Source organism: Streptomyces sp. NEAU-YJ-81 (genome assembly GCF_017592595.1).
In the GTDB taxonomy this organism is placed as follows: domain Bacteria; phylum Actinomycetota; class Actinomycetes; order Streptomycetales; family Streptomycetaceae; genus Streptomyces; species Streptomyces hygroscopicus_B.
This window is the reverse complement of sequence record NZ_JAGFNO010000002.1, coordinates 13,668-37,929: the sequence shown is the minus strand read 5'-3', so window position 1 is coordinate 37,929 and position 24,262 is coordinate 13,668. Positions and strand designations below refer to the sequence as shown.

20 protein-coding genes are annotated in these 24,262 nt (G+C 70.1%); 6 read left to right on the top strand and 14 right to left on the bottom strand.

What is annotated here, in order from left to right; all coding sequences use genetic code 11:
- Window positions 1-13: 13 nt before the first annotated feature.
- From J5X86_RS05655 to J5X86_RS05635, 5 genes are all read left to right on the top strand, one after another.
- Window positions 14-241, top strand: a complete 228-nt coding sequence (locus tag J5X86_RS05655; protein ID WP_014054080.1) for a ferredoxin family protein — start codon at window positions 14-16, stop codon at window positions 239-241.
- Window positions 242-252: 11 nt separating this feature from the next.
- Complete coding sequence (locus J5X86_RS05650) at window positions 253-1,611, top strand: ABC transporter substrate-binding protein (protein ID WP_208515711.1); 1,359 nt, start codon at window positions 253-255, stop codon at window positions 1,609-1,611.
- Complete coding sequence (locus tag J5X86_RS05645) at window positions 1,608-2,510, top strand: ABC transporter permease (RefSeq protein ID WP_243979609.1); 903 nt, start codon at window positions 1,608-1,610, stop codon at window positions 2,508-2,510. The genes J5X86_RS05650 and J5X86_RS05645 overlap by 4 nt, the downstream gene beginning before the upstream one ends.
- On the top strand, window positions 2,507-3,298 hold the full coding sequence (locus J5X86_RS05640) for an ABC transporter ATP-binding protein (protein ID WP_208515710.1): 792 nt from the start codon (window positions 2,507-2,509) through the stop codon (window positions 3,296-3,298). The genes J5X86_RS05645 and J5X86_RS05640 overlap by 4 nt, the downstream gene beginning before the upstream one ends.
- 88 nt (window positions 3,299-3,386) lie before the next feature.
- Window positions 3,387-6,137, top strand: a complete 2,751-nt coding sequence (locus tag J5X86_RS05635; RefSeq protein ID WP_208515709.1) for a fumarate reductase/succinate dehydrogenase flavoprotein subunit — start codon at window positions 3,387-3,389, stop codon at window positions 6,135-6,137.
- A 277-nt stretch (window positions 6,138-6,414) separates the two neighbouring features.
- Here J5X86_RS05635 and nuoN read toward each other — a convergent pair whose 3' ends face one another.
- The 14 genes from nuoN to J5X86_RS05565 form a co-directional block, all read right to left on the bottom strand.
- A complete protein-coding gene (gene nuoN, locus J5X86_RS05630) occupies window positions 6,415-8,067 on the bottom strand; it encodes an NADH-quinone oxidoreductase subunit NuoN (protein ID WP_208515708.1) in 1,653 nt (550 codons plus the stop codon).
- Window positions 8,064-9,728 (bottom strand): NADH-quinone oxidoreductase subunit M, encoded by a 1,665-nt coding sequence (locus J5X86_RS05625; protein ID WP_208515707.1) that lies wholly within the window; start codon window positions 9,726-9,728, stop codon window positions 8,064-8,066. The genes nuoN and J5X86_RS05625 overlap by 4 nt, the downstream gene beginning before the upstream one ends.
- A gap of 3 nt (window positions 9,729-9,731) precedes the next feature.
- Complete coding sequence (gene nuoL, locus J5X86_RS05620) at window positions 9,732-11,627, bottom strand: NADH-quinone oxidoreductase subunit L (protein ID WP_208515706.1); 1,896 nt, start codon at window positions 11,625-11,627, stop codon at window positions 9,732-9,734.
- A 16-nt stretch (window positions 11,628-11,643) separates the two neighbouring features.
- Entirely contained in the window at window positions 11,644-11,943 is a 300-nt protein-coding gene (gene nuoK, locus J5X86_RS05615) for an NADH-quinone oxidoreductase subunit NuoK (protein ID WP_014054072.1), read from the bottom strand.
- Window positions 11,940-12,851 (bottom strand): NADH-quinone oxidoreductase subunit J, encoded by a 912-nt coding sequence (locus J5X86_RS05610; RefSeq protein WP_208515705.1) that lies wholly within the window; start codon window positions 12,849-12,851, stop codon window positions 11,940-11,942. Before J5X86_RS05610 ends, nuoK begins: the two co-directional genes overlap by 4 nt.
- On the bottom strand, window positions 12,848-13,462 hold the full coding sequence (gene nuoI, locus J5X86_RS05605; protein ID WP_208515704.1) for an NADH-quinone oxidoreductase subunit NuoI: 615 nt from the start codon (window positions 13,460-13,462) through the stop codon (window positions 12,848-12,850). Before nuoI ends, J5X86_RS05610 begins: the two co-directional genes overlap by 4 nt.
- Window positions 13,455-14,783, bottom strand: a complete 1,329-nt coding sequence (gene nuoH / locus J5X86_RS05600; RefSeq protein ID WP_208516115.1) for an NADH-quinone oxidoreductase subunit NuoH — start codon at window positions 14,781-14,783, stop codon at window positions 13,455-13,457. Before nuoH ends, nuoI begins: the two co-directional genes overlap by 8 nt.
- A 26-nt stretch (window positions 14,784-14,809) precedes the next feature.
- Entirely contained in the window at window positions 14,810-17,299 is a 2,490-nt protein-coding gene (locus J5X86_RS05595) for an NADH-quinone oxidoreductase subunit G (protein WP_208515703.1), read from the bottom strand.
- Window positions 17,296-18,678, bottom strand: coding sequence for an NADH-quinone oxidoreductase subunit NuoF (gene nuoF, locus J5X86_RS05590; protein ID WP_059145045.1), 1,383 nt, complete (start codon window positions 18,676-18,678; stop codon window positions 17,296-17,298). The genes J5X86_RS05595 and nuoF overlap by 4 nt, the downstream gene beginning before the upstream one ends.
- Window positions 18,678-19,487 (bottom strand): NADH-quinone oxidoreductase subunit NuoE, encoded by an 810-nt coding sequence (nuoE, locus tag J5X86_RS05585; RefSeq protein ID WP_208516114.1) that lies wholly within the window; start codon window positions 19,485-19,487, stop codon window positions 18,678-18,680. The genes nuoF and nuoE overlap by 1 nt, the downstream gene beginning before the upstream one ends.
- A gap of 17 nt (window positions 19,488-19,504) precedes the next feature.
- Window positions 19,505-20,839: an NADH-quinone oxidoreductase subunit D gene (locus tag J5X86_RS05580; protein ID WP_208515702.1), complete on the bottom strand. Its 1,335-nt coding sequence runs from the start codon at window positions 20,837-20,839 to the stop codon at window positions 19,505-19,507.
- Window positions 20,839-21,594: an NADH-quinone oxidoreductase subunit C gene (locus J5X86_RS05575; protein ID WP_208515701.1), complete on the bottom strand. Its 756-nt coding sequence runs from the start codon at window positions 21,592-21,594 to the stop codon at window positions 20,839-20,841. The genes J5X86_RS05580 and J5X86_RS05575 overlap by 1 nt, the downstream gene beginning before the upstream one ends.
- A 91-nt stretch (window positions 21,595-21,685) precedes the next feature.
- Window positions 21,686-22,240: an NADH-quinone oxidoreductase subunit B family protein gene (locus tag J5X86_RS05570; RefSeq protein ID WP_059145049.1), complete on the bottom strand. Its 555-nt coding sequence runs from the start codon at window positions 22,238-22,240 to the stop codon at window positions 21,686-21,688.
- A gap of 32 nt (window positions 22,241-22,272) precedes the next feature.
- Window positions 22,273-22,632, bottom strand: coding sequence for an NADH-quinone oxidoreductase subunit A (locus J5X86_RS05565; RefSeq protein ID WP_014054062.1), 360 nt, complete (start codon window positions 22,630-22,632; stop codon window positions 22,273-22,275).
- Window positions 22,633-23,345: 713 nt separating this feature from the next.
- Between J5X86_RS05565 and J5X86_RS05560 the strand changes: the two genes are divergently transcribed.
- Window positions 23,346-24,161, top strand: a complete 816-nt coding sequence (locus J5X86_RS05560) for a C40 family peptidase (protein ID WP_208515700.1) — start codon at window positions 23,346-23,348, stop codon at window positions 24,159-24,161.
- The last annotated feature ends 101 nt before the right edge of the window (window positions 24,162-24,262 follow it).

The following is a 24,262-nucleotide window of genomic DNA, read 5'->3' as shown; positions in this document are numbered from 1 at the left end:
TCTGGAGACAGCCATGCCTCTGGCGCCCCAACGTGCCGATGTGCCCGTGACGATCGACGAGTCCAAGTGCATCGACGGCTGCACCCTGTGCGTGGACATGTGCCCCCTCGACTCCCTCGCGATCCACCCCGACAGCGGTAAGGCGTACATGCACGTCGACGAGTGCTGGTACTGCGGCCCGTGCGCCGCCCGCTGTCCCACCGGCGCGGTCACGGTCAACATGCCCTATCTCCTGAGGTGAAAGGCCCCTCGATGCAGCGCACGACCCTTCCGTCGGCCCTCGCCGCCGGCGCCCTGCTGCTGTCCCTCACGGGCTGCGGCGGGAACGCGGAAGCGGGCGGCAAGACCGTGACCGTCACCGTCGGCTACCAGTCCAAGACCATCAACACCGTGACCGCGGGCACCCTGCTGCGCTCGCTCGGCTCCTTCGAACGCGAGCTGCGCGCCCTCGGCCGCCGCGACGGCCATACGTACAAGGTGAAGTGGGAGGACTACGCCACCGGAGCGCCCATCACCGCCCAGATGATCGCCGGTAAGGTCGACATCGGCTCGATGGGCGACTTCCCGCTCCTGATCAATTCCGGGCGCGGCACCCAGCTGAACGCACCGACCCGGCTCGTCTCCGTCACCGGCTACAACCTGCGCGGCGGCCTCAATACGGTCCTCACCGCACCCGGCTCCAAGCTGCGCGCCCTGTCCGGGCTGCGCGGCAAGAACGTCTCCACCAGCGTCGGCTCCGCCGCGGACGGCACGCTCGTACGGGCTCTCCAACAGGCGGGCATCGACCCCGAGGACGGTATCCACAAGCTCAACCAGCAGCCCGCCGTGGGGGCCTCGGCCCTCGAAGCGGGCAGCGCGGACGCCCTCTCGCAGTTCGTGGCCTGGCCGGGGCTGCTCGCCTTCCAGGGCAAGGCCAAGGCGCTGTACGACGGCGCCCGGCTGAACCTCCCCACCTTCCACGGGGTCACCACGCGCAAGGCGTTCGCCGAGCAGCGCCCGGCCGTCGTCCAGGCGTTCCTCGCCGCCCAGATCGACGCCACCCGCTATCTGCGCGCACACCCTCTCGACGCCACCCGTAAGGTCGCCACCGCGACCGGGCTGCCGCCCGAAGTGGTCTATCTCTACAACGGCACCGGGGGCATCGCGACCTTCGACCCCACCCTCAAGCCACGGCTGACCGCGGCGCTCGAGAAGGACGTCCCGGTGCTGCGCGCCGCCAAACTGGTGGGCCCAGTCGATGTGCCGTCCTTTGTCGACGACCGCTATCTCAAACGGGCGTACGGAAGCGCCGGCGCCTATGCGAAGGCGCTGCGCGCCACCCCGCCCGCCTCGCCGAACCAGCTCTGGCTCAAGGGCGAGGTCCGGCTCCGCACCTTCGCGACCCCCGCCGAACTGCTGCGCTTCGCCGGAAGCCACCGCGACCGCGTCCGGGCCGCCTACGTGCCCGACGCGACCACCGGCACCCGGTGGTTCGCGGACCGGGCGATCTGGGTCCGCAACGGCCGCGATCTGCGGGCCTTCGTCACCCCGGACAACGCCCGTACCTGGGTCGCCGCCCACCCCGGCGCCCGCACGATCAGCTACCCCGCGGCACTGGCGGCAGCCCGATGAGCGCGCCCGCCTCGCCCGTGAGGACCCGCCCGGCCCCGGGAGCCCCCGGAGCCCGGGCCGCCACCGCGCCCCGGCCGCTGCGGCGCCGTCCCTGGGTCCGCTATGCCCTGCGCACCGGTTCGTTGCTGGCCGCCCTCGGCCTGTGGCAGCTGCTCACCACCCTCGACATCAATCTGTGGCTGCGTTTCGCACAGTTCCCCTCCGCCACCGATGTGGTCCGGGAGTTCGCCGACCGTCTCGGCACCGGCGCCTACTGGCAGGACCTCACCGACTCCCTCACCCGCATCCTCACCGGTTTCGCACTCGCCGCCGTCCTGGGCGTGGCGGTCGGCACCGCCATCGCCCGCTCCCCTCTCGTCTCCGATCTGCTCGGCCCCGTCCTCGAGGTGTGCCGTCCGATCCCGGCCATCGCGCTGGTGCCCGTGGCGATCCTGATGTTCCCCAGCAATGAGCAGGGGATCGTCTTCATCACCTTCACCGCCGCCTTCTTCCCGGTCATGGTGAGCACCCGGCACGCGGTCCGCGCGCTGGCCCCCGTATGGGAGGAGGCGGTGCTGACCATGGGCGGCGGGCGCGGGCGCGTTCTGGTCTCCGTCGTCCTGCCGGGGGCGCTGCCCGGCATCCTCGGCGGGCTCTCCGTCGGCATCGGCGTCTCATGGATCTGTGTGATCTCCGCCGAGATGATCTCCGGCGCCTACGGGGTCGGCTACCGCACCTGGCAGGACTACACGATCGTCGACTACCCGGGCGTCTTCGTCGGCATGACCACGATCGGCGTGCTCGGCTGGCTCACCTCCACGGCGGTCGAGCTGGCCGGGCGGCGGCTGACCCGATGGCTGCCCCGTACGGAGACCACCGGCCGGCCGGCGCCCTCGCGCAAGGAGGCAGCCGCCCCGTGAGCACATCCGACGTCACCACCACCCCGGCCCCGCCGACCGCCGAGGCCGCCCCACCGGGTGTACGGCTGCGCCTGGAGGACGCCGCCCTCGGCCGCCCCGGCGCACCCGTCCTCCAGGGTCTCGATCTGGAGGTCGCGCCCGGTGACATCCTTACGGTCGTCGGCCCGTCCGGATGCGGCAAATCCACCCTGCTGCGCACGCTCACCGGGCTGCTGCCGGCGCTCGGCGGGCGGGTCACCCAGGACGGCACGCCAATCACCCGGCCGGATGCCGACCGGGCGCTGATCTTCCAGGAGGACGCGCTGCTGCCCTGGCGCACCCTGCGCGCCAACGTCGAACTCCCGCTCGCCATAAGGGGCGTACCGCGCACGGCGCGCCGCGAACGGGCCGCGGGCTGGCTGGAGCGCGTCGGGCTCGCCGAGCACACCGGGCGGCTTCCGCACCGGGTCTCGGGCGGCCAGCGGCAGCGGGCCCAGCTCGCCCGGGCGCTCGTCGGCGCGCCACGCGCCGTCCTCATGGACGAGCCGTTCGGCGCCCTCGACGCACAGACCCGCGCCGGGATGCAGCGGCTGCTGGTCGAGGTGCTGGAGGGCACCCGCGCCACCGTCGTCTTCGTCACCCACGACGTGGACGAGGCGCTGTTCCTCGGCGACCGGGTGGCGCTGCTGGGCGGCGCGGAGGGCGGCGGCCGGGTGCTGGACATCCCGCATCCGCGCGAGCGCGCCGCCCATGACGCGGCGGCGACCGTCGCACTGCGGCGTCAGGTCCTCGAATCCCTCGGCATGTGACTCGAATCCCTCGGTATGCGAAAGGCCCAACTCCGTGAACACAAGGGAGCACAGGGAAGACAGGGAGCACAGGGAGACCGCCGCGCCCATGGAGATCCCCGCCCTCGACGCGGCCGAGGAGCTGTCCTGCGACGTCCTCGTCATCGGCGGCGGCACGGCCGGCACCATGGCGGCGCTCACCGCCGCCGAGCACGGCTCCTCCGTCCTCCTCCTCGAAAAGGCGCATGTCCGCCACTCGGGCGCGCTCGCCATGGGCATGGACGGCGTCAACAACGCCGTCATCCCCGGCCGGGCCGAACCCGATGACTACGTCGCCGAGATCACCCGCGCCAACGACGGCATCGTCGACCAGTCCACCGTCCGCCAGACCGCGACCCGCGGCTTCGCCATGGTCCAGCGGCTGGAGCGGTACGGCGTGAAGTTCGAGAAGGACGAGCACGGCCAGTACGCGGTCCGCCAGGTGCACCGCTCCGGCTCGTACGTCCTGCCGATGCCCGAGGGCAAGGACGTCAAGAAGGTCCTGTACCGGCAGTTGCGGCGGCGTGAGATGCGCGAGCGGATCCGCATCGAGAACCGGGTGATGCCGGTCCGGGTCCTCACCGCCGGCGGCCGGGCCGTCGGCGCCGCCGGATTCCACACCCGCACCGGCCGCTTCGTGACCGTACGCGCCGGTGCGGTGATCCTGGCCACCGGCGCCTGCGGCCGGCTCGGCCTGCCCGCGAGCGGCTATCTCTACGGGACGTACGAGAACCCCACCAACGCGGGCGACGGCTACGCCATGGCGTATCACGCCGGGGCCGAGCTGACCGGGATCGAATGCTTCCAGATCAATCCGCTGATCAAGGACTACAACGGCCCGGCCTGCGCCTATGTCGCCAATCCCTTCGGCGGCTACCAGGTCAACCGGCACGGTGAGCGGTTCGTCGACTCCGACTACTGGTCGGGGCAGATGATGTCGGAGTTCGCGGCGGAGGTGGCGAGCGAGCGCGGCCCGGTCTACCTCAAGCTCAGCCATCTGCCGGAGGAGTCGGTGGCCGCGCTGGAGTCCATCCTGCACTCCACCGAACGCCCCACCCGCGCCACCTTCCACGCGGGGCGCGGCCATGACTACCGCACTCATGACGTGGAGATGCACATCTCCGAGATCGGGCTGTGCGGCGGCCACTCGGCCTCGGGGGTACGGGTCGACGCTCACGCCCGGACCACCGTCCCGGGACTGTACGCGGCCGGTGACCTGGCCTGCGTACCGCACAACTACATGATCGGTGCCTTTGTCTTCGGCGACCTGGCGGGCGCGGACGCCGCCCGATACAAGGCGTACCAGGGCGAACTGCCCCCGGACCAGCTCGCCGACGCGCATGAGCTGATCTACGCCCCGCTGCGGAACCCCGAGGGGCCGCCGCAGCCGCAGGTCGAGTACAAGCTCCGGCGCCTGGTCAACGACTATGTGGCCCCGCCCAAGAGCGGCGCCAGGCTGTCGCTCGCGATCGAGGCGTTCGAGCGGATGCGCGGGGACATCGCCACGATGGGCGCCGGTACGCCCCATGAGCTGATGCGCTGCGCCGAGGTGACCTTCATCCGCGACTGCGCGGAGATGGCCGCGCGTTCCTCGCTGGCCAGGACGGAGAGCCGGTGGGGGCTCTATCACGAGCGCACGGACCATCCGCTGCGCGACGACGAGGGCTGGCTGCACCATCTGGATCTGCGCAAGTCGGCGGCGGGGGCGATGGAGTTCACCGCGCGTCCGGTCGAGCCGTATCTCGTCCCGGTGGCGGAGTACGCGCCCACGGGTGGGCCGTCCCGCCCGCTCGGCGAAGTGCGGCCGGAGCAGGTGGCCACGGCGGGGCCGCGCGAAAGCGCTCCGCGGGCGGGGGCGGGACGGTTGGATGAAGACCGTAAGGAGGGCACGGACGCCCCGGCCGCCCGCTCGGCCGTCTCCGCCGCCTCCCCGCGCATCCTCGAACTGCTCGCCCTCGCCGAGGAGCAGCCGGAACTCCCCGCTCTCCAGCCCTATCTGGCCGACCCCGACCCCGCGGTGCGCCGGGCCGCCGTCGCCACCCTGACCGAGACCGCACCACCGGGCACGGGCCCGGCCCTCGCGGCGGCCCTGGCCGATACGGACGGCGGCGTACGCGCCGATGCCGCGGCCTCGCTGCGGGAGCTGGTCGAGGTACTGCCCCCGGACGCCGCTTTGCGTGAACCCCTGGTCCACGGGCTGGATGTGGCCGATCCGGTGGTACGGGCGGCGGCGCTGGACGTCCTGCGCGCGCTGGGCCTCGGCGACTCGGAACTGTTCGCCCGGGCGCTGACGGACGCGGCGATCGGGGTCCGTATCCAGGCCGTACGGGGGCTGGTGTCGGTGGACGCGCTCACCGCGCTGGAGCCGGGAGCCGCGGACGCGTCGCGAGAGGTGCGGGTGGCGACGGCGGGGGCGCTGGGCACCCTGGCCCCCGGCGGCCGGGCGGCGGACGCCCGGCGGCTGCTCACGCCGCTGCTGCGGGACCCGGACGCCCTCGTACGGGCCGCCGCCCTGGAGGCCCTGGCCTCGGCGGGGTGTCCCGCGCCGCTGGACGCCGAGGCGGTGGCGGCGCTGGGCGACTCCGCTTGGCAGGTGCGCAAGGGGGCGGCGACGGCGCTGTCCGCTGCCGCACCGCAGCTTGGCGTCCCGGCGCTGGCGCGGGCCTTGGCCGACGCGCATGCCGATGTGCGGAAGGCGGCGGTGCTGGCGTTGCTGCCGCTGGCGGAGCGGGAGGTGGGGGCGGCGCGGGAAGCGCTGTCCTCGGTTCGGTCCGACCCGGACGCGGATGTCCGCGCGTACGCGGCCAAGGCGACGGCTTAGCGTCGGCGCCTGCGACGGGCTCGCCCCCACCCCGCCCCTTCCCGAACCAGGGGGCTGCGCCCCCAGCCCCCGCCGGGGCTCCGCCCCGGACCCCGCTCCTCAATCGCCGGAGGGGCTGGAATTGTGTCCCTGCCAGGGCGGGGTCCAGGGGCGCCGCCCCTGGGTTCGGGAAGGGGCAGGGTGGGGAATTGCTCCGGCCGGGCGCGGGCACCGTCGTGGTGTCCGCGCCCGGCCGGGGTTCGGGGCGCTGAGTGCCCTGGGTCGGGGTGAGGGAGGGCTATCGGACGAAGACCCCCGCCTGGCTCGCCAGATCCAGGAAGTACTGCGGGGCGACGCCCAGGACCAGCGTGACCGCCACGCCGATCGCGATGGCCGACGAGGTCAGCGGGCTGGGCACGGCCACGGACGGGCCGTCCGTGCGCGGCTCGCTGAAGAACATCAGCACGATCACCCGGATGTAGAAGAACGCGGCGATCGCCGAGGAGATCACACCAACCACGACCAGCGCGCCCGCCCCACCGTCGGCCGCCGCCTTGAAGACCGCGAACTTCCCGGCGAAGCCGCTGGTCAGCGGGATACCGGCGAAGGCCAGCAGGAAGACCGCGAAGACCGCGGCCACCAGGGGCGAACGGCGGCCGAGCCCGGCCCACTTGGACAGGTGGGTGGCCTCGCCGCCCGCGTCCCGCACCAGCGTGACCACCGCGAAGGCGCCGAGGGTCACGAAGGAGTACGCGGCGAGGTAGAAGAGGACGGAGGAGACGCCGTCGGGCGTGGTGGCGATGACACCGGCCAGGATGAACCCGGCGTGGGCGATCGACGAGTACGCCAGCAGCCGCTTCACATCGGTCTGGGTGACGGCCACGATCGCACCGCCCAGCATGGTGACGATGGCGACGCCCCACATCACCGGCCGCCAGTCCCAGCGCAGCCCCGGCAGCACGACATACAGCAGCCGCAGCAGCGCGCCGAAGGCCGCGACCTTGGTGGCCGCCGCCATGAAGCCGGTCACCGGGGTCGGGGCGCCCTGGTAGACGTCGGGAGTCCACATGTGGAACGGCACGGCGCCGATCTTGAACAGCAGCCCCATCAGCACCATCGCCCCGCCGATCAGCAGCAGCGCGTCATTGCCCATGGTCCCGGCGAGGGCCGGGGTGACGTTCCTGACCTGGCCGTCGACGACGTCCGCGATCCCGGAGTAGGTGACCGTGCCCGCGTAGCCGTACAGCAGGGCGATGCCGAAGAGCAGGAACGCCGAGGAGAAGGCGCCCAGCAGGAAGTACTTGACGGCGGCTTCCTGCGACAGCGCGCGATGCCGCCGGGCGAGGGCGCACAGCACGTACAGCGGCAGGGAGAAGACCTCCAGCGCCACGAAGAGCGTCAGCAGATCGTTGGCGGACGGGAAGACCAGCATGCCGCCGACCGCGAAGAGGACCAGCGGAAAGACCTCGGTGGTGGTGAAGCCCGCCTTGACGGCGGCCTTTTCCGCGTCGCCGCCGGGCACGGCGGCGGCCTGCGCCGCGAAGGAGTCGACGCGGTTGCCGTGCACCAGCGGATCCAGCCGCCGCTCGGCGAAGGTGAACACCGCCACCAGCGCCACCAGGAGAATGGTCCCCTGCAGGAAGAGCGCCGGTCCGTCGACCGCGATCGCGCCCATGGCCGCGACGTGGGCCTTGCTGGTGCCGTAGTCCCCGGCGGCGAGGCCGATGACGGCGGCGAAGGCTGCGGCGAGGGCGACGACGGAGACGAACACCTGCGCGACGTACCGCTGGCGGCGCGGCAGGAGCGCCTCGATCAGGACGCCGACGATCGCGGCACCGAGCACGATCAGCGTGGGCGACAGCTGGCCGTACTCGATATCGGGCGACGGGATCTTGTCGGGCGCCGCCGCCGCTGTTGTCCACAGGCTGTGGACAGTGGCCGCGTGGGTCACTTGGCACCTCCGGAAGCACCGTCGTGGGAAGCACCGTCGGACTTCGGGCTGTAGTTGAACCAGCCCGCGTCGGTGACGGGGTGATCGGGCCTGGGATCCTTCTTGTCCACCACGGACATCGTGTGGTCGACCGCCGGGTTGACGATGTCGGCCAGCGGCTTCGGATAGACGCCGAGGAAGACCAGCAGCGCGATGAGCGGGGCCACGACGACCAGCTCACGCACCCGCAGATCGGGCATGGAGCGCACCTCGGCCTTCACCGGACCGGTCATGGTGCGTTGGTAGAGGATCAGGACGTAGAGCGCCGCCAGCACTATTCCGACGGTCGCGATCACGCCGAACACCGGGTAGCGGCTGAACGTGCCGACCAGGACCAGGAATTCGCTGATGAACGGCGCAAGTCCGGGCAGCGAGAGGGTGGCGAGCCCGCCGATCAGGAAGGTGCCGGCGAGCACCGGGGCGACCTTCTGCACACCGCCGTAGTCCTCGATGAGCCGCGAACCGCGCCGGGTGATCAGGAATCCGGCCACCAGCATCAGCGCGGCCGTGGAGACGCCGTGGTTGACCATGTAGAGCGTGGCGCCGCCCTGGCCCTGGGTGGTCATCGCGAAGATGCCCAGGATGATGAAGCCGAAGTGGGAGATCGAGGCATAGGCGATCAGCCGCTTGATGTCCCGCTGGCCGATCGCCAGCAGCGCCCCGTAGATGATGCTGATGAGCGCCAGGATCATGATCGCCGGGGTGGCCCACTTGCTGGCCTCCGGGAAGAGCTGGAGGCAGAAGCGGAGCATCGCGAAGGTGCCGACCTTGTCGACGACCGCGGTGATCAGCACGGCGACCGGGGCGGTGGCCTCCCCCATCGCGTTGGGCAGCCAAGTGTGCAGCGGCCACAGCGGCGCCTTCACCGCGAAGGCGAAGAAGAAGCCGAGGAACAGCAGCCGCTCGGTGCTGGACGCCATGTCCAGATGGCCGCCCGCCCGCGCCTGGACGATCTCCTGCAGCGAGAAGGTGCCGGTGCCGAGCTGATCGGCGGTGACCGCATACAGACCGACCACCGCGGCCAGCATGATCAGCCCGCCCGCCAGGTTGTAGAGCAGGAACTTCACCGCGGCGTACGAGCGCTGAGTGGCCGTCTCCTCCTCGGAGCGGCCCCCGGCCCGGTCCCCGAAGCCCCCGATGAGGAAGTACATCGGGATCAGCATGGCCTCGAAGAAGATGTAGAAGAGGAAGACATCGGTGGCCTCGAAGGAGATCACCACCATCGCCTCGACCATCAGGATCAGCGCGAAGAAGCCCTGGGTCGGCCGCCAGCGGCTGTTGGGCCGGGCGCCTTCCAGCGGATCGGCGTCATGCCAGCCCGCCAGGATGATGAAGGGGATGAGCACCGCGGTGAGCGCGATCAGCGCGACCGCGATCCCGTCCACGCCCAGTTCGTAGCGGACGCCGAAGTCCTTGATCCAGGCATGGGATTCGGTGAGCTGGAAGTGGGCGCCGCCGGGATCGAAGCGGACCAGCACGACCGCGGCGAGGGCGAGCGTGAGCAGGGAGAAGCCCAGCGCCACCCACTTGGCGGCGGCGCGCTGGGCGGCGGGCACGGCGGCGGTGACGACCGCGCCGAGCGCGGGCACCACGGCCGTGGCCGTCAGCAGGGGAAATGACATGACTCAGACCGCCCTCATCAGCAGGGTCGCGGCGATGAGCACCGCCGTACCGCCGAACATCGAGACCGCGTACGTTCGGGCGTAGCCGTTCTGCAGCTTCCGCAGCCGGCCGGAGAGTCCGCCGACTCCGGCCGCGGTGCCGTTGACCACCCCGTCGACCAGCTTGTGGTCGACATAGACCAGACCGCGGGTCAGGTACTGGCCGGGTTTGACGAGCGCGACATGGTTGAAGTCGTCCTGCAGCAGATCGCGCCGGGCGGCGCGGGTGAGCAGGGAGCCGCGGGGGGCGGTGCGCGGCACCGACCGGCGTCCGTACTGCGCCCAGGCGAGCGCGACACCGATCAGCAGCACCACCATCGTCCCGCCGGTGACCGCCGCGGCGCTGAGCGGGGAGTCGCCGTGGCTGTGGCCGGTGACCGGCTCCAGCCACTTCAGGAACGAGTCGTTGAGGCTGAACAGCCCGCCCGCGAAGACCGATCCCACGGCCAGGACCATCATGGGGATGGTCATGGACGAGGGCGACTCGTGCGGATGCGGCTCCTGGCCGGCCTCGTCGGGCACCCAGCGCTTCTCGCCGAAGAAGGTCAGCAGCATCACCCGCGTCATGTAGTACGCGGTGATGGCCGCGCCCAGCAGGGCCGCGCCGCCGAGGATCCAGCCCTCGGTGCCGCCCTTGGCGAAGGCCGCCTCGATGATCTTGTCCTTGGACCAGAAGCCGGAGAGCCCCGGGAAGCCGATGATCGCGAGATAGCCGAGCCCGAAGGTGACGAAGGTGATCGGCATGTACTTGCGCAGGCCGCCGTACTTGCGCATGTCGACCTCGTCGTTCATGGCGTGCATGACCGATCCGGCCCCGAGGAAGAGCCCCGCCTTGAAGAAGCCGTGGGTCACCAGGTGCATGATCGCGAAGACATAGCCGATCGGGCCGAGCCCGGCGGCCAGGATCATGTAGCCGATCTGCGACATGGTGGACCCGGCCAGGGCCTTCTTGATGTCGTCCTTGGCGCAACCGACGATCGCACCGAAGAGGAGCGTGACCGCGCCGACCGTGACCACCGCGGTCTGGGCGTCCGGGGCGTTGTCGAAGATTGCGCCGGAGCGGGTGATCAGATACACGCCCGCGGTCACCATCGTCGCCGCGTGGATCAGGGCCGAGACCGGAGTCGGGCCCTCCATCGCGTCCCCGAGCCAGGACTGCAGCGGCACCTGGGCCGACTTACCGCAGGCGGCGAGCAGCAGCATCAGCCCGATCGCGGTGAGCTTGCCCTCGCTCGCGTGGTCCGCGTTCGTCAGCACCGGGGCGAAGGTGAAGGTCCCGAAGGTCGTGAACATCAGCATGATCGCGATCGACAGGCCCACATCGCCGACGCGGTTGACGATGAACGCCTTCTTCGCCGCCGTCGCCGCGCTGGGCTTGTGCTGCCAGAAGCCGATCAGCAGGTACGAGGCGAGGCCGACGCCCTCCCAGCCGACGTACAGCAGCAGGTAGTTGTCGGCGAGGACGAGCAGCAGCATGGCCGCGAGGAAGAGGTTGAGATAGCCGAAGAAGCGGCGGCGGCGCTCGTCGTGCTCCATATAGCCGATCGAATAGATGTGGATCAGCGTGCCCACACCGGTGATCAGCAGGACGAAGGTCATGGACAGCTGGTCGAGCTGGAAGGCGACGTCCGCCCGGAAGCCGCCCACCGGGATCCAGCTGAAGACCTTGCTGTGCAGGGCCCGGTCGTGCTCGCCGCGGCCGAGCATCTCGGCGAAGAGCACGGCGCCGATCACGAATGAGGCGGCGGCGAGCACCGTGCCGATGTAGTGGCCCTTGCCGTCCAGCCGCCGCCCCCCGCACAGCAGCAGGGCAGCGCCGAGAAGCGGCGCCGCGACAAGCAATCCGATGAGGTTCTCCACTTGAACGCGACCCCTTCTAGAGCTTCATCAGGCTGGCGTCGTCGACCGAGGCCGAGTGGCGGGAGCGGAAGACGGACACGATGATCGCGAGACCGACCACGACCTCCGCCGCGGCCACGACCATCGTGAAGAACGCGATGATCTGGCCGTCGAGATTGCCGTGCAGCCGGGAGAAGGTGACGAACGCCAGGTTGCACGCGTTCAGCATCAGCTCGACGCACATGAAGAGGACGATCGCGTTCCGCCTGATCACGACACCGGCCGCACCAATGGTGAACAACAGGGCGGCCAGGTAGAGGTAGTTGACCGGATTCACTTGGCGACTCCCCTCGAGTTCGCGCTGGCCGCGTTCTCACCGTTCTGGCCGTTCTCGCCGTTCTCCGGCTCGGCGGCGTCCTCGGCCTTCTTGCCGGTGTCCTTGGCCTTACGGCCCAGCCAGCGCTGCGAGCGCTGCTCCAGCGCCGCCAGCTCGGCCAGCGCCTCGCTGGAGACGTCCCGGATCTGACCGCGGCCGCGCAGCGTCGCGTTGACGGTGAGCTCGGACGGGGTGCCGTCGGGCAGCAGACCGGGGATGTCCACCGCGTTGTGCCGCGCGTACACGCCGGGGGCGGGCAGCGGCGGCACGTTCCGCCCGATGCGCACCCGCGCCTCGGACTGCTCGCGCTGGGTGCGGGCCCGCTCGGTGCGCTCGCGGTGGGTCAGCACCATCGCGCCGACCGCCGCGGTGATCAGCAGCGCGCCGGTGATCTCGAAGGCGAAGACGTACTTGGTGAAGATCAGTGCCGCCAGGCCCTCCACATTGCCGCCGGCGTTGGCCTGACCCAGGCCGTTCCACGTCTTCAGCGAGGCATTGCCGATCCCGGCGCACAGCAGGATGCCGAAGCCGAGCCCGCACAGGGCGGCGAGCCAGCGCTGGCCCTTCAGGGTCTCCTTGAGGGAGTCGGCCGCGGTGACACCGACCAGCATCACCACGAAGAGGAAGAGCATCATGATCGCGCCGGTGTAGACGACGATCTGGACGACGCCCAGGAAGTACGCGCCGTTGGCGAGGTAGAAGACCGCCAGGACGATCATGGTGCCCGCCAGGCAGAGGGCGCTGTGCACGGCCTTGCGCATCAGGATCGTGCACAGCGCGCCGATCACGGCGACGGTGCCGAGCACCCAGAACTGGAGGGCCTCACCCGTGGAGGTGGTGGAGGCCGCAGCGGCCAGAGTGCCGCTCATGCCTGCACCCCCTGCTGCCGGTCCTGCGACTCCTCGTCCCCCGCGGCCTGGTCGGACGGGGTCTCGCCCTTGCTGACCGCGACCTGCCGGGAGGTGCCGGGCGCGGCCTCGGTCACCAGACCCCGGTAGTAGTCCTGCTCGTCGGTGCCGGGGTAGATGGCGTGCGGGGAGTCGACCATCCCGTCCTCGAGGCCCGCGAGCAGCTCTTCCTTGGTGTAGATGAGCGAGGTGCGGCTGCGGTCGGCGAGCTCGTACTCATTGGTCATGGTCAGCGCCCGGGTGGGGCACGCCTCGACGCACAGGCCGCACAGGATGCAGCGCAGATAGTTGATCTGATAGACGCGGCCGTAGCGCTCACCCGGGGAGTAGCGCTCCTCGTCGGTGTTGTCCGCGCCCTCCACATAGATCGCGTCGGCGGGGCAGGCCCAGGCGCACAGCTCGCAGCCGATGCACTTCTCCAGCCCGTCCGGATGCCGGTTGAGCTGGTGGCGTCCGTGGAAGCGGGGCGCGGTGGGCTTCTTCTCCTCTGGGTACTGCTCGGTGAGCCGCTTCTTGAACATGGCCTTGAAGGTCACGCCGAAGCCGGCCACCGGATTCTGGAAGTCAGACACCGTCGGCCTCCTTTCCGTCACTGGCAGTGTCGGGGCCACCACTGACAATCAACTCGCGCTCGGTGCGCGGACGTCGGCGGGGCACGGGCGGCAAGGTCTGGCCGGGCAGCGGCGGCACCGGGAAACCTCCCGCCATCGGATCGAAGGCGGGCTCCGGTCCCTGTTCCGCTCCGGCCTCGGCCTCGGTCGCCGAACGGTCGCGGAAGAAGTCGACCACGAAGGACAGCAGCAGCAGCGCGATCACCGCGCTGCCCACGTACAGCACGATGTCCTGGTAGTCGTAGTTCTCGTTGCGCAGCGCCCGGACGGTGGCGACCAGCATCAGCCAGACCATCGAGATCGGGATGAGCACCTTCCAGCCCAGCTTCATGAACTGGTCGTAGCGCACGCGCGGGAGCGTGCCGCGCACCCAGATGAAGACGAACAGCGAGGTGACGACCTTGCCGACGAACCACAGCATCGGCCACCAGCCGTGGTTGGCGCCTTCCCAGAAGGTGCTGATCGGCCAGGGCGCCCGCCAGCCGCCGAGGAAGAGGGTGACGGCGACCATCGAGACGGTGACCATGTTGATGTACTCGGCGAGCATGAACATCGCGAACTTGATCGACGAGTACTCGGTGTTGAAGCCGCCGACCAGGTCGCCCTCGGACTCCGGCATGTCGAACGGCGCCCGGTTGGTCTCACCGATCATCGAGACGATGTAGATGAGGAACGAGACCGGCAGCAGCACCGCGTACCAGCGGTCGTGCTGCCCTTCGACGATCTGCGAGGTCGACATCGACCCGGAGTAGAGGAAGACCGCCGCGAAGGAGAGCCCCATCGCGATCTCGTAGCTGATCATCTGGGCGCAGGAGCGCAGGCCGCCCAGGAGCGGATACGTCGATCCGGAGGACCAGCCCGCGAGCACGATGCCGTAGATGCCGACCGAGGCGGTGGCGAGGATGTAGAGGACGGCGATCGGCAGATCGGTCAGCTGCATCGCGGTGCGATGGCCGAAGATCGAGACCTCGCCGCCCGAGGGGCCGAACGGCATCACCGCGACCGCCATGAAGGCGGGGATGGCCGCGACGATCGGCGCCAGGACGTAGACCACCTTGTCCGCGCCCTTGACGACCACGTCCTCCTTGAGCATCAGCTTCACGCCGTCCGCGAGGGACTGCAGCATGCCCCAGGGGCCGTGGCGGTTGGGCCCGATGCGCAACTGCATCCAGCCGACCACCTTGCGCTCCATGACGATGGAGATCAGCACCGTCACCATCAGGAACGCGAAGCAGAAGACGGCCTTGATCAGGACCAGCCACCACGGGTCGGTGCCGAACATCGACAGGTCCTCTGCGGCGAGATACCTCACTGGGTCACCTCCGTCGCGGGGGCAGTGATCGTGACGACATCACCGGGACGGGCTCCTAGATCGCGGTGGACACCGCCGCCGACGGAGGCCAGCGGCAGCCAGACCACCCGGTCGGGCATCGGAGTGATGCTCAGCGGCAGTTGGACCGAGCCGGCCGGGCCGCTGACGCGCAGGATCTGACCGTCCTCGACGCCCGCCTCGCCCGCCGTGGCGGCCGACAGACGGACCACGGCCGCGTGGCGGGTCCCGGCCAGCGCCGGATCGCCCTCCTGCAGCCGGCCCTGGTCGAGCAGCAGCCGATGGCCGGCGAGCACCGCCTCGCCCTCGGCCGGCCGGGGCAGCGGGCCGCCCGTCTCCAGCGAGGCGGTGGCGCGCGGGCCCTGCCAGGCGCCGAGCCGGGTCATCTCGGCGCGTACGGCCTCGACATCCGGCAGGTCCAGGGGCGCGTCCAGCGCGTCGGCCAGCATGTGCAGCACCCGGGCGTCCGAAAGCGTATGACGGCCGGTCATCTGGTCGGGTTTGAGCGCCGCCTCGAACGGCCGGGCCCGCCCCTCCCAGTTGAGGAAGGTGCCGGACTTCTCGACGACCGCCGCGACCGGCAGCACCACATCGGCCAGTTCGGTGACCTCCGAGGGCCGCTGCTCCAGGCTGACCACGAAGTCCACCGCGTCCAGGGCCTCCAGCGCCCGCGCCGGATCGGGCAGATCGGCGACCTCGACGCCCGCGATGAGCAGCGCGCCGAGCCCGCCGACCGCCGCGGCCTCGATGATCTGGCCGGTGTCCCGGCCCACCTGGTGCGGAAGGTCGCTGGTGCCCCAGACGGAGGAGACCTCCTCGCGGGCCCGCGGGTCGTGGGCCGGACGGCCGCCGGGCAGCAGCCCGGGAAGGGCGCCCGCCTCGATCGCGCCCCGCTCCCCCGCCCGGCGCGGAATCCAGGCGAGTGTGGCCCCGGTGGCGGCGGCGGCCCGTACGGCGGCGGTCAGCCCGCCGGTCACGGACGCCAGCCGCTCGCCCACGATGATCACCGCGCCCTCTTCGCGCAGCGCCTCGGCGGCCCGCTCCCCGCTCTCGTCCAGACCGGTGCGGCCCGCGATGGCGTCCAGCCACTCCGGCTCGGTGCCGGGGGCGGCCGGCAGCAGGAGGCCTCCCGCCTTCTGCAGGCCCCGGGTCGCGTGGGTGGCCAGCGAGAAGGTGCGCTGTCCGTGCTTGCGGTGCGCCTTGCGCAGCCGCAGGAAGACGCCGGGCGACTCCTCCTCGGACTCGAAGCCCACCAGCAGCACGGCCGGGGCCTTCTCCAGCGTGGCGTAGGTGAGCCCGCCGCCGTCCAGGTCACGGCCCCGGCCCGCGATATGGGTGGCCAGGAAGTCGGCCTCCTCATCGCTGTGCGTACGGGCCCGGAAGTCGATGTCGTTGGTGTCCAGGGCGAGCCGCGCGAACTTCGCGTAGGCGTACGCGTCCTCGACGGTCAGCCGGCCGCCGGTGAGCACGCCGGTGCGGCCGCGGGCCATCCCCAGCCCCTCGGCCGCCGCGTCCAGCGCCTCGGGCCAGCTCGCCGGCTCCAGCTTCCCCGTCTCGCGGTCGCGCACCAGCGGCGTGGTGAGCCGCTCGGGCAGCTGCGCGTAGCGGAAGCCGAAGCGGCCCTTGTCGCAGATCCACTCCTCGTTGACCTCGGGGTCGTCCGCCGCCAGCCGCCGCATGACCTTGCCGCGCCGGTGGTCGGTGCGGGTCGCGCAGCCGCCCGCGCAGTGCTCGCACACGCTGGGCGAGGAGACCAGGTCGAAGGGGCGGGAGCGGAAGCGGTACGCCGCCGAGGTCAGGGCGCCCACCGGGCAGATCTGGATGGTGTTGCCGGAGAAGTACGACTCGAACGGGTCGCCCTCGCCGGTGCCCACCTGCTGCAGCGCGCCCCGCTCCAGCAGCTCGATCATCGGGTCGCCCGCGACCTGGTTGGAGAAGCGGGTGCAGCGCGCGCACAGCACGCAGCGCTCGCGGTCCAGCAGCACCTGGGACGAGATCGGGACCGGCTTGGCGAAGGTGCGCTTCTGCCCCTCGAAGCGGCTGTCGGCCTGTCCGGCGCTCATCGCCTGGTTCTGCAGCGGGCATTCACCGCCCTTGTCGCAGACCGGGCAGTCCAGCGGGTGGTTGATCAGCAGCAGCTCCATCACCCCGCGCTGTGCCTTCTCGGCCACCGGCGAGGTGAGCTGCGTCTTGACGACCATCCCGTCGGTGCAGGTGATGGTGCAGGAGGCCATCGGCTTGCGCTGGCCCTCCACCTCGACGATGCACTGGCGGCAGGCGCCGGCCGGGTCGAGGAGCGGATGGTCGCAGAACCGCGGGATCTCGATGCCGAGCAGTTCGGCGGCACGGATGACCAGCGTCCCCTTGGGGACCGAGATCTCGATCCCGTCGATGGTGACGGAGACCAGATCCTCTCGCGGCACCGCCGCCTCCCCGCCCGACGAGGGTGCGTTGGTGGTCACGGTCATGCGTTCACCCCCAGGTGAGTGGAGCGCGGCTCGTCGGCCCAGACGGTCGACTTGGCCGGGTCGAACGGACAGCCTCCGCCGGTGATGTGCTGCTCGTACTCCTCGCGGAAGTACTTCAGCGAGGAGAAGATGGGGCTGGCCGCGCCGTCGCCGAGGGCGCAGAAGGACTTGCCGTTGATGTTGTCGGCGATGTCGGCCAGCTTGTCGAGGTCGTCCATGCGCCCCTTGCCGGCCTCCAGGTCGCGCAACAGCTGCACCAGCCAGTACGTGCCCTCGCGGCAGGGTGTGCACTTGCCGCAGGACTCATGCGCGTAGAACTCGGTCCAGCGGGTCACCGCCCGCACCACGCAGGTGGTCTCGTCGAAGCACTGGAGCGCCTTGGTGCCCAGCATCGACCCGGCCGCGCCCACGCCCTCGTAGTCCAGCGGGACGTCCAGGTGCTCCTCGGTGAGCAGCGGGGTGGACGAGCCGCCCGGGGTCCAGAACTTCAGCCGGTGGCCGGGGCGCATCCCGCCGCTCATGTCGAGCAACTGGCGCAGGGTGATCCCGAGCGGGCCCTCGAACTGTCCGGGGTTGGCCACATGGCCGGACAGCGAGTAGAGCGTGAAGCCCGGGGACTTCTCGCTGCCCATCGAACGGAACCATTCCTTGCCCTTGTTGAGGATCGCGGGAACAGAGGCGATGGATTCGACGTTGTTCACCACAGTGGGGCACGCGTACAGACCGGCGACCGCGGGGAAGGGGGGCCGCAGCCGGGGCTGGCCGCGGCGTCCCTCCAACGAGTCCAGCAGCGCGGTCTCCTCACCACAGATGTACGCGCCGGCGCCCGCGTGCACGGTGATGTCGAGACCGGGAAGTCCGTCCACCCCGAGCTTGTCCCGCCGCCGTTCCGCCGTACCGAGGTAGCCCGCCTCGTACGCCTCGCGAACGGCCTCGTGCAGCCGCCGCAGCACGGGGACGGTTTCGCCGCGCAGATAGATGAAGGCGTGCTCGGAGCGGATGGCATGACAGGCGATGACCATGCCCTCGATGAGCGAGTGCGGATTGGCGTAGAGAAGGGGGATGTCCTTGCAGGTGCCCGGTTCCGACTCATCGGCGTTGACGACGAGATAGTGCGGCTTGCCGTCGCCCTGCGGAATGAACTGCCACTTCATCCCGGTGGGGAAGCCGGCGCCGCCGCGTCCGCGCAGACCCGCGTCCTTCACCAGCGCGATCACCGCGTCGGGGTCCATGGCGAGGGCTTTGCGCATGCCCTCGTAGCCCTCGTGCCGCAGATAGGTGCGCAGGGCCCAGGAGTTCGGCTGGTCCCAGAAGGCGGAGAGCACGGGTGCCAGCAGCTTCTCGGGGCTGTGCCCATTGATCTCGGTTGTCACGGTCATCACTCCCCCTCCTCGGCGACCGGACCTGCGGGGTGGTGCGGATCGGAGGCGGAGGTCCGCTGCGGCGCGTCATGCGAGCTGGGATGCGTCGGCGGCGCCTCGTCCTGCGGGGCGTCCGCGGACCTCGGCGAGACGACCCGGCCGGGCGCGGCCTCCCCCTTGGCCAGCCGCAGCCCGACCAGCGAGGCGGGGCCCGCGGAGCCGCCGGCCTCGACGGCGCCCGGACGGGCGTCGGGGAAGCCGGCCAGGATCCGGGCGGTCTCCTTGTAGGTGCACAGCGGCGCGCCCCGGGTCGGCTCGACGGTCCGGCCCGCCCGCAGATCGTCGACCAGCCCCTTGGCGGACTCGACGGTCTGGTTGTCGAAGAACTCCCAGTTGACCATCACCACGGGTGCGTAGTCGCAGGCCGCGTTGCACTCGATGTGCTCCAGGGTGACCTTGCCGTCCTCGGTGGTCTCCCCGTTGCCCACGCCCAGGTGGCTCTGCAGCTCCTCGAAGATCGCGTCGCCGCCCATCACCGCGCACAGGGTGTTGGTGCACACCCCCACCTGGTAGTCGCCGGAGGGCTTGCGCCGGTACATCGTGTAGAAGGTGGCGACGGCGGTGACCTCGGCGGTGGTCAGCCCCAGCACCTCGGCGCAGAACCGCATGCCGGTGCGGGTGACATGGCCCTCCTCGGACTGCACCAGATGCAGCAGCGGCAGCAGCGCGCTGCGGCTGTCCGGGTAGCGGGCGATCACCTCCCGGGCGTCCGCCTCGAGCCGGGTGCGTACCTCGGCGGGGTAGTCGGGGGCCGGCAGCTCCGGCATCCCCAGCTGAACATCACTCACCGGTCCACTCCTCCCATCACGGGGTCGATGGACGCGACAGCCACGATCACATCGGCGACCTGACCGCCTTCGCACATCGCCGCCACGGCCTGCAGATTGGTGAAGGACGGGTCGCGGAAGTGGACGCGGAACGGGCGGGTGCCGCCGTCGCTGACCATGTGGGCGCCCAGTTCCCCCTTGGGCGACTCGATCGCCGCGTACGTCTGTCCGGGCGGCACCCGGAATCCCTCGGTCACCAGCTTGAAGTGGTGGATCAGGGCCTCCATGGAGGTGCCCATGATGTTCTTGATGTGGTCCAGGGAGTTGCCGAGGCCGTCCGGGCCGAGCGCGAGCTGCGCGGGCCAGGCGATCTTCTTGTCCGCGACCATCACCGGACCCGGCTCCAGCCGCTCCAGGCACTGCTCGACGATCCGCAGCGACTGGCGCATCTCCTCCAGCCGGATCAGGAAGCGGCCGTAGGCATCGCAGGTGTCGGCGGTCGGCACCTCGAAGTCATAGGTCTCATAGCCGCAGTACGGATCGGTCTTGCGCAGATCGTGCGGCAGCCCGGTGGCACGCAGTATCGGGCCGGTCACGCCGAGCGCCATGCACCCGGCGAGGTCGAGGTAGCCCACGTCCTGCAGCCGGGCCTTGAAGATCGGGTTCCCGGTGGCGAGCTTGTCGTACTCGGGGAGGTTCTTGCGCATCGTCTTGAGCAGGGCCCGGATCTGGTCGACCGCCCCCGGCGGCAGGTCCTGGGCGAGCCCGCCGGGCCGGATGTACGCGTGGTTCATCCGCAGGCCGGTGACCAGCTCGAAGATGTCCAGGATCAGCTCGCGGTCGCGGAAGCCGTAGATCATGATGGTGGTCGCGCCGAGCTCCATACCGCCGGTGGCGATGGCCACCAGATGCGAGGAGAGCCGGTTGAGCTCCATCAGCAGCACCCGGATGACCGTCGCCCGGTCCGGGATCTGGTCCTCGATGCCGAGCAGCTTCTCGACGCCCAGGCAGTACGCCGCCTCGTTGTAGAAGGGCGTCAGATAGTCCATGCGCGTCACGAAGGTGGTGCCCTGCGTCCAGTTCCGGAATTCGAGGTTCTTCTCGATTCCGGTGTGCAGATAACCGATTCCGCAGCGGGCCTCGGTGACCGTCTCGCCGTCGATCTCCAGGATCAGCCGGAGCACCCCATGGGTGGAGGGGTGCTGGGGACCCATGTTGACGATGATCCGCTCGTCGTCGGACTTCGCCGCGGCGGCCACGACCTCGTCCCAGTCGCCGCCGGTGACGGTGTAGACGGTGCCTTCGGTCGTCTCGCGCGCGGACGCGGAAGGCGTTGCGTGGGGGGCAGTCATCAGCTGTACGACCTCCGCTGGTCCGGAGCAGGGATCTGGGCGCCCTTGTACTCGACGGGGATGCCGCCGAGCGGGTAGTCCTTGCGTTGCGGGAAGCCCTGCCAGTCGTCGGGCATCATGATCCGCGTCAGCGCGGGATGACCGTCGAAGATCAGGCCGAAGAAGTCGTAGGTCTCGCGCTCATGCCAGTCGTTGGTCGGATAGACATCGACGATCGACGGGATGTGCGGATCGCTGTCGGGGGCGCTCACCTCCAGCCGGACCACCCGGCCATGGGTGAGCGACCGCAGATGGTAGACGGCGTGCAGCTCGCGGCCCTTGTCGCCGGGGAAGTGCACCCCGCTGACGCCGGTGCACAGCTCGAAGCGGAGCGCCGGGTCGTCGCGCAGGGTCCGGGCGACCCGCGGGAGGTGCTCGCGGGCGATGTGGAAGGTCAGCTCACCGCGGTCCACGACGGTCTTCTCGATCGCGTTCTCCGGGAGCAGCGACTGCTCCTCGAGCGCGCCCTCGAGTTCGTCGGCGACCTCGTCGAACCAGCCCCCGTACGGCCGGGTGGCCTGGCCGGGCAGCCGTACGGGGCGCACCAGCCCGCCGTAGCCGGTGGTGTCGCCGCCGTTGTTGGCGCCGAACATCCCGCGCTGGACGCGGACGGGCTCGCCCTGGTCGCCGCGGTGGCCGGGGAGGTTCTCAGCGTTGAGGTCCTTGTCCGGGTTGACCCCATTGCCCCCGGGATTGACCCCATTAGCCTCAGTCAACGCCTTTCCCCTCCGTTCGCTTCTCCGCCCACGAGGCGCAGAGGTGCGGCCTTCGTCGCCGTCTGCGGCCCGGTGGGCTCGTGTGCGTCGCTCACCGAAGAAGCCCCTTCATCTCGATCAGCGGCAACGCCTTGAGCGCCGCCTCCTCCGCCTCACGGGCCGCACGCTCGCGATTGACGCCGAGCTTCTCCTCGCGGATCTTCTGGTGCAGCTTGAGGATCGAGTCCATGAGCATCTCGGGGCGCGGCGGACAACCGGGCAGATAGATGTCGACCGGGACGATGTGATCGACGCCCTGCACGATCGCGTAGTTGTTGAACATCCCTCCGGAGGAGGCGCAGACGCCCATGGAGATGACCCACTTCGGGTTCGGCATCTGGTCGTAAACCTGGCGCAACACCGGGGCCATCTTCTGGCTGACGCGCCCGGCGACGATCATCAGATCGGCCTGGCGGGGCGAGCCGCGGAAGACCTCCATGCCGAAGCGCGCGAGGTCGTAGCGCCCGGCACCCGTGGTCATCATTTCGATGGCACAGCAGGCCAGACCGAAGGTGGCCGGGAAGACGGAGGACTTACGGGCCAGCCCGGCGGCCTGTTCCACGGTGGTGAGCAGGAACCCACTCGGGAGCTTCTCTTCGATACCCATGCGATGTTTCCCCTATCTCCTCTTGAGCCCCTTTAGTCCCACTCCAGGCCACCGCGCCGCCATACGTAGGCATAGGCCACGAAGACGGTGAGCACGAAGAGGAGCATCTCCACGAGCCCGAACAGGCCGAGGGCGTCGAAGGTGACGGCCCAGGGGTAGAGGAAGACGATCTCGATGTCGAAGACGATGAAGAGCATCGCCGTCAGGTAGTACTTGATGGGGAAGCGCCCACCGCCGGACGGATGCGGAGTCGGCTCGATGCCGCACTCATAGGCCTCGAGCTTGGCCCGGTTGTAGCGCTTGGGGCCGATGATCGCGGCCATGAGCACCGAGAAGATCGCAAAACCTGCCCCGAGGGCTCCCAGTACGAGGATGGGCGCGTATGCGTTCACCGTCCTCGCTCCCTTCAGTCGACGATGACTGTTTGGCGGACCGCACGGACATGCCGGTCGCCCCACGAAGATCGCGCACATGTGAGGCAGTTCACAAGCCCGTTTCGCCTGCATCCTATGCCCGTCGGTCTGTGATCTGCGACACGGGGTACGACAACGTCTTTGTGATCTCCACCACCTGACGAAGGATCATGAAGTCGGATGAGCGGTGATCTTGTACGTGAAGCATCCGAACGACCACGAGAAGTGACATTCGGAGACGTCATCACAGGTGAGCGCGTTGCGCTCCTACCAAGACATGGTACATACATGCAAATTTGCGATGGGCTTCGTCGCCTGATAAGCGTCCGCCATCCTCATGGGTGACTCTCATCCCGGGCGTCGACCGATCACGGGTCGATCACCGATTGATCACCGGCTCGCGCACGCGTTCACGAGCGGCTCGGAGCGAGTGAGGTATCCCACGCCCGAACCGGTTGTGGATCTAGATTTCCCGGGAACCCTTTGTACGCGGGCCGCATCGGTGGTAGATCGCCCGCAGACACCGCATGGCCGCCAAATGCCGTGCGTAGAGACATGATCGAGAAATTCGGGCATGGCTGCCGACGGGGCCACGAAGATCGTTTGGTCCGATTTTTGGGCGTGTGCACGTCAAATGTGGCGCACCCCACTTTTGTTGATCTGGGCCTTAGGGCCCTGGTAGCCAGGGACCTATGTCCCCAGTCGCACACATACCCAGCCACCGGAAGCCCCGCCGTGCCGCGTCCACGCGTGCACTCCGCGCAGGGATGACCGGTGGCTTCCTCACCCTCGCGGTGGCCGGTGCCGCCGTGCCCGCCTCCGCCACGGAGTCCAAGGCCGCCCCGGCCGAGTCCACCCTGGAAATGCCGACCGTCAGCGCCACGCTGGCGAGCACGGCCGCCCAGACCGCCGACGCCACGCAGCAGGCCGCGTCCGACTACGAGCTCCAGGCACAGCAGGAGCAGGCGGAGGCCCACGCGAAGATCGCCGCCAAGAAGGCCAAGGCGGAGGCCGACCGTAAGGCGAAGGAAGCCCGGGAGGCGGCCCGTAAGGCGGCCGCCAAGCGTGCGGCCGAGGCCAAGTCCCAGGCGGCGAAGGCATCGCGCTCCGCCGAGCGCACCACGCTGTCCACCACCAGCGTCAGCAACGCCACCGGCAACGCCGCCACGCTGATCAGCTTCCTGAAGGCGCAGCTGGGCAAGGCGTATGTGCTCGGCTCCAGCGGTCCGTCCTCCTACGACTGCTCCGGGCTGACCCAGGCCGCCTTCAAGCAGGTCGGCGTGAGCCTGCCGCGGGTCTCGCAGGACCAGTCCACCACCGGCACCCCGGTCTCGCTGGACTCCCTGCAGCCGGGCGACCTGCTCTACTGGGGCAGCGCAGGCAGCGCGTACCACGTCGGCGTCTACGTCGGTGGCGGCAACTTCATCGGCGCCCAGAACTCGAGCACCGGGATCGTCGAGCGCCCGCTGGACTACGACATGCCCACCGGGGCCGTGCGCGTCCTGTAAGGCGGCGCACGGCCTGGCGGCGCGTCCTGCAAGGGCGCACCTCCCGTCATATGGGCCTGGGGCCGCCGTTCCCACCGTGGACGGCGGCCTCACGACCCCAT

Excerpts from the sequence above, each read along its gene's own strand:
- J5X86_RS05570 (WP_059145049.1), bottom strand. The coding sequence starts at position 22,240 with ATGGGTATCGAAGAGAAGCTCCCGAGTGGGTTCCTGCTCACCACCGTG.
- J5X86_RS05580 (WP_208515702.1), bottom strand. The coding sequence starts at position 20,839 with ATGACTGCCCCCCACGCAACGCCTTCCGCGTCCGCGCGCGAGACGACC.
- J5X86_RS05610 (WP_208515705.1), bottom strand. The coding sequence starts at position 12,851 with ATGAGCGGCACTCTGGCCGCTGCGGCCTCCACCACCTCCACGGGTGAG.
- J5X86_RS05645 (WP_243979609.1), top strand. The coding sequence starts at position 1,608 with ATGAGCGCGCCCGCCTCGCCCGTGAGGACCCGCCCGGCCCCGGGAGCC.
- nuoF (WP_059145045.1), bottom strand. The coding sequence starts at position 18,678 with ATGACCGTGACAACCGAGATCAATGGGCACAGCCCCGAGAAGCTGCTG.
- J5X86_RS05560 (WP_208515700.1), top strand. The coding sequence starts at position 23,346 with ATGTCCCCAGTCGCACACATACCCAGCCACCGGAAGCCCCGCCGTGCC.
- nuoH (WP_208516115.1), bottom strand. The coding sequence starts at position 14,783 with ATGTTCGGCACCGACCCGTGGTGGCTGGTCCTGATCAAGGCCGTCTTC.
- J5X86_RS05650 (WP_208515711.1), top strand. The coding sequence starts at position 253 with ATGCAGCGCACGACCCTTCCGTCGGCCCTCGCCGCCGGCGCCCTGCTG.
- J5X86_RS05655 (WP_014054080.1), top strand. The coding sequence starts at position 14 with ATGCCTCTGGCGCCCCAACGTGCCGATGTGCCCGTGACGATCGACGAG.
- nuoE (WP_208516114.1), bottom strand. The coding sequence starts at position 19,487 with ATGCCGGAGCTGCCGGCCCCCGACTACCCCGCCGAGGTACGCACCCGG.
- J5X86_RS05635 (WP_208515709.1), top strand. The coding sequence starts at position 3,387 with ATGGAGATCCCCGCCCTCGACGCGGCCGAGGAGCTGTCCTGCGACGTC.
- J5X86_RS05625 (WP_208515707.1), bottom strand. The coding sequence starts at position 9,728 with ATGTCATTTCCCCTGCTGACGGCCACGGCCGTGGTGCCCGCGCTCGGC.
- J5X86_RS05595 (WP_208515703.1), bottom strand. The coding sequence starts at position 17,299 with ATGACCGTGACCACCAACGCACCCTCGTCGGGCGGGGAGGCGGCGGTG.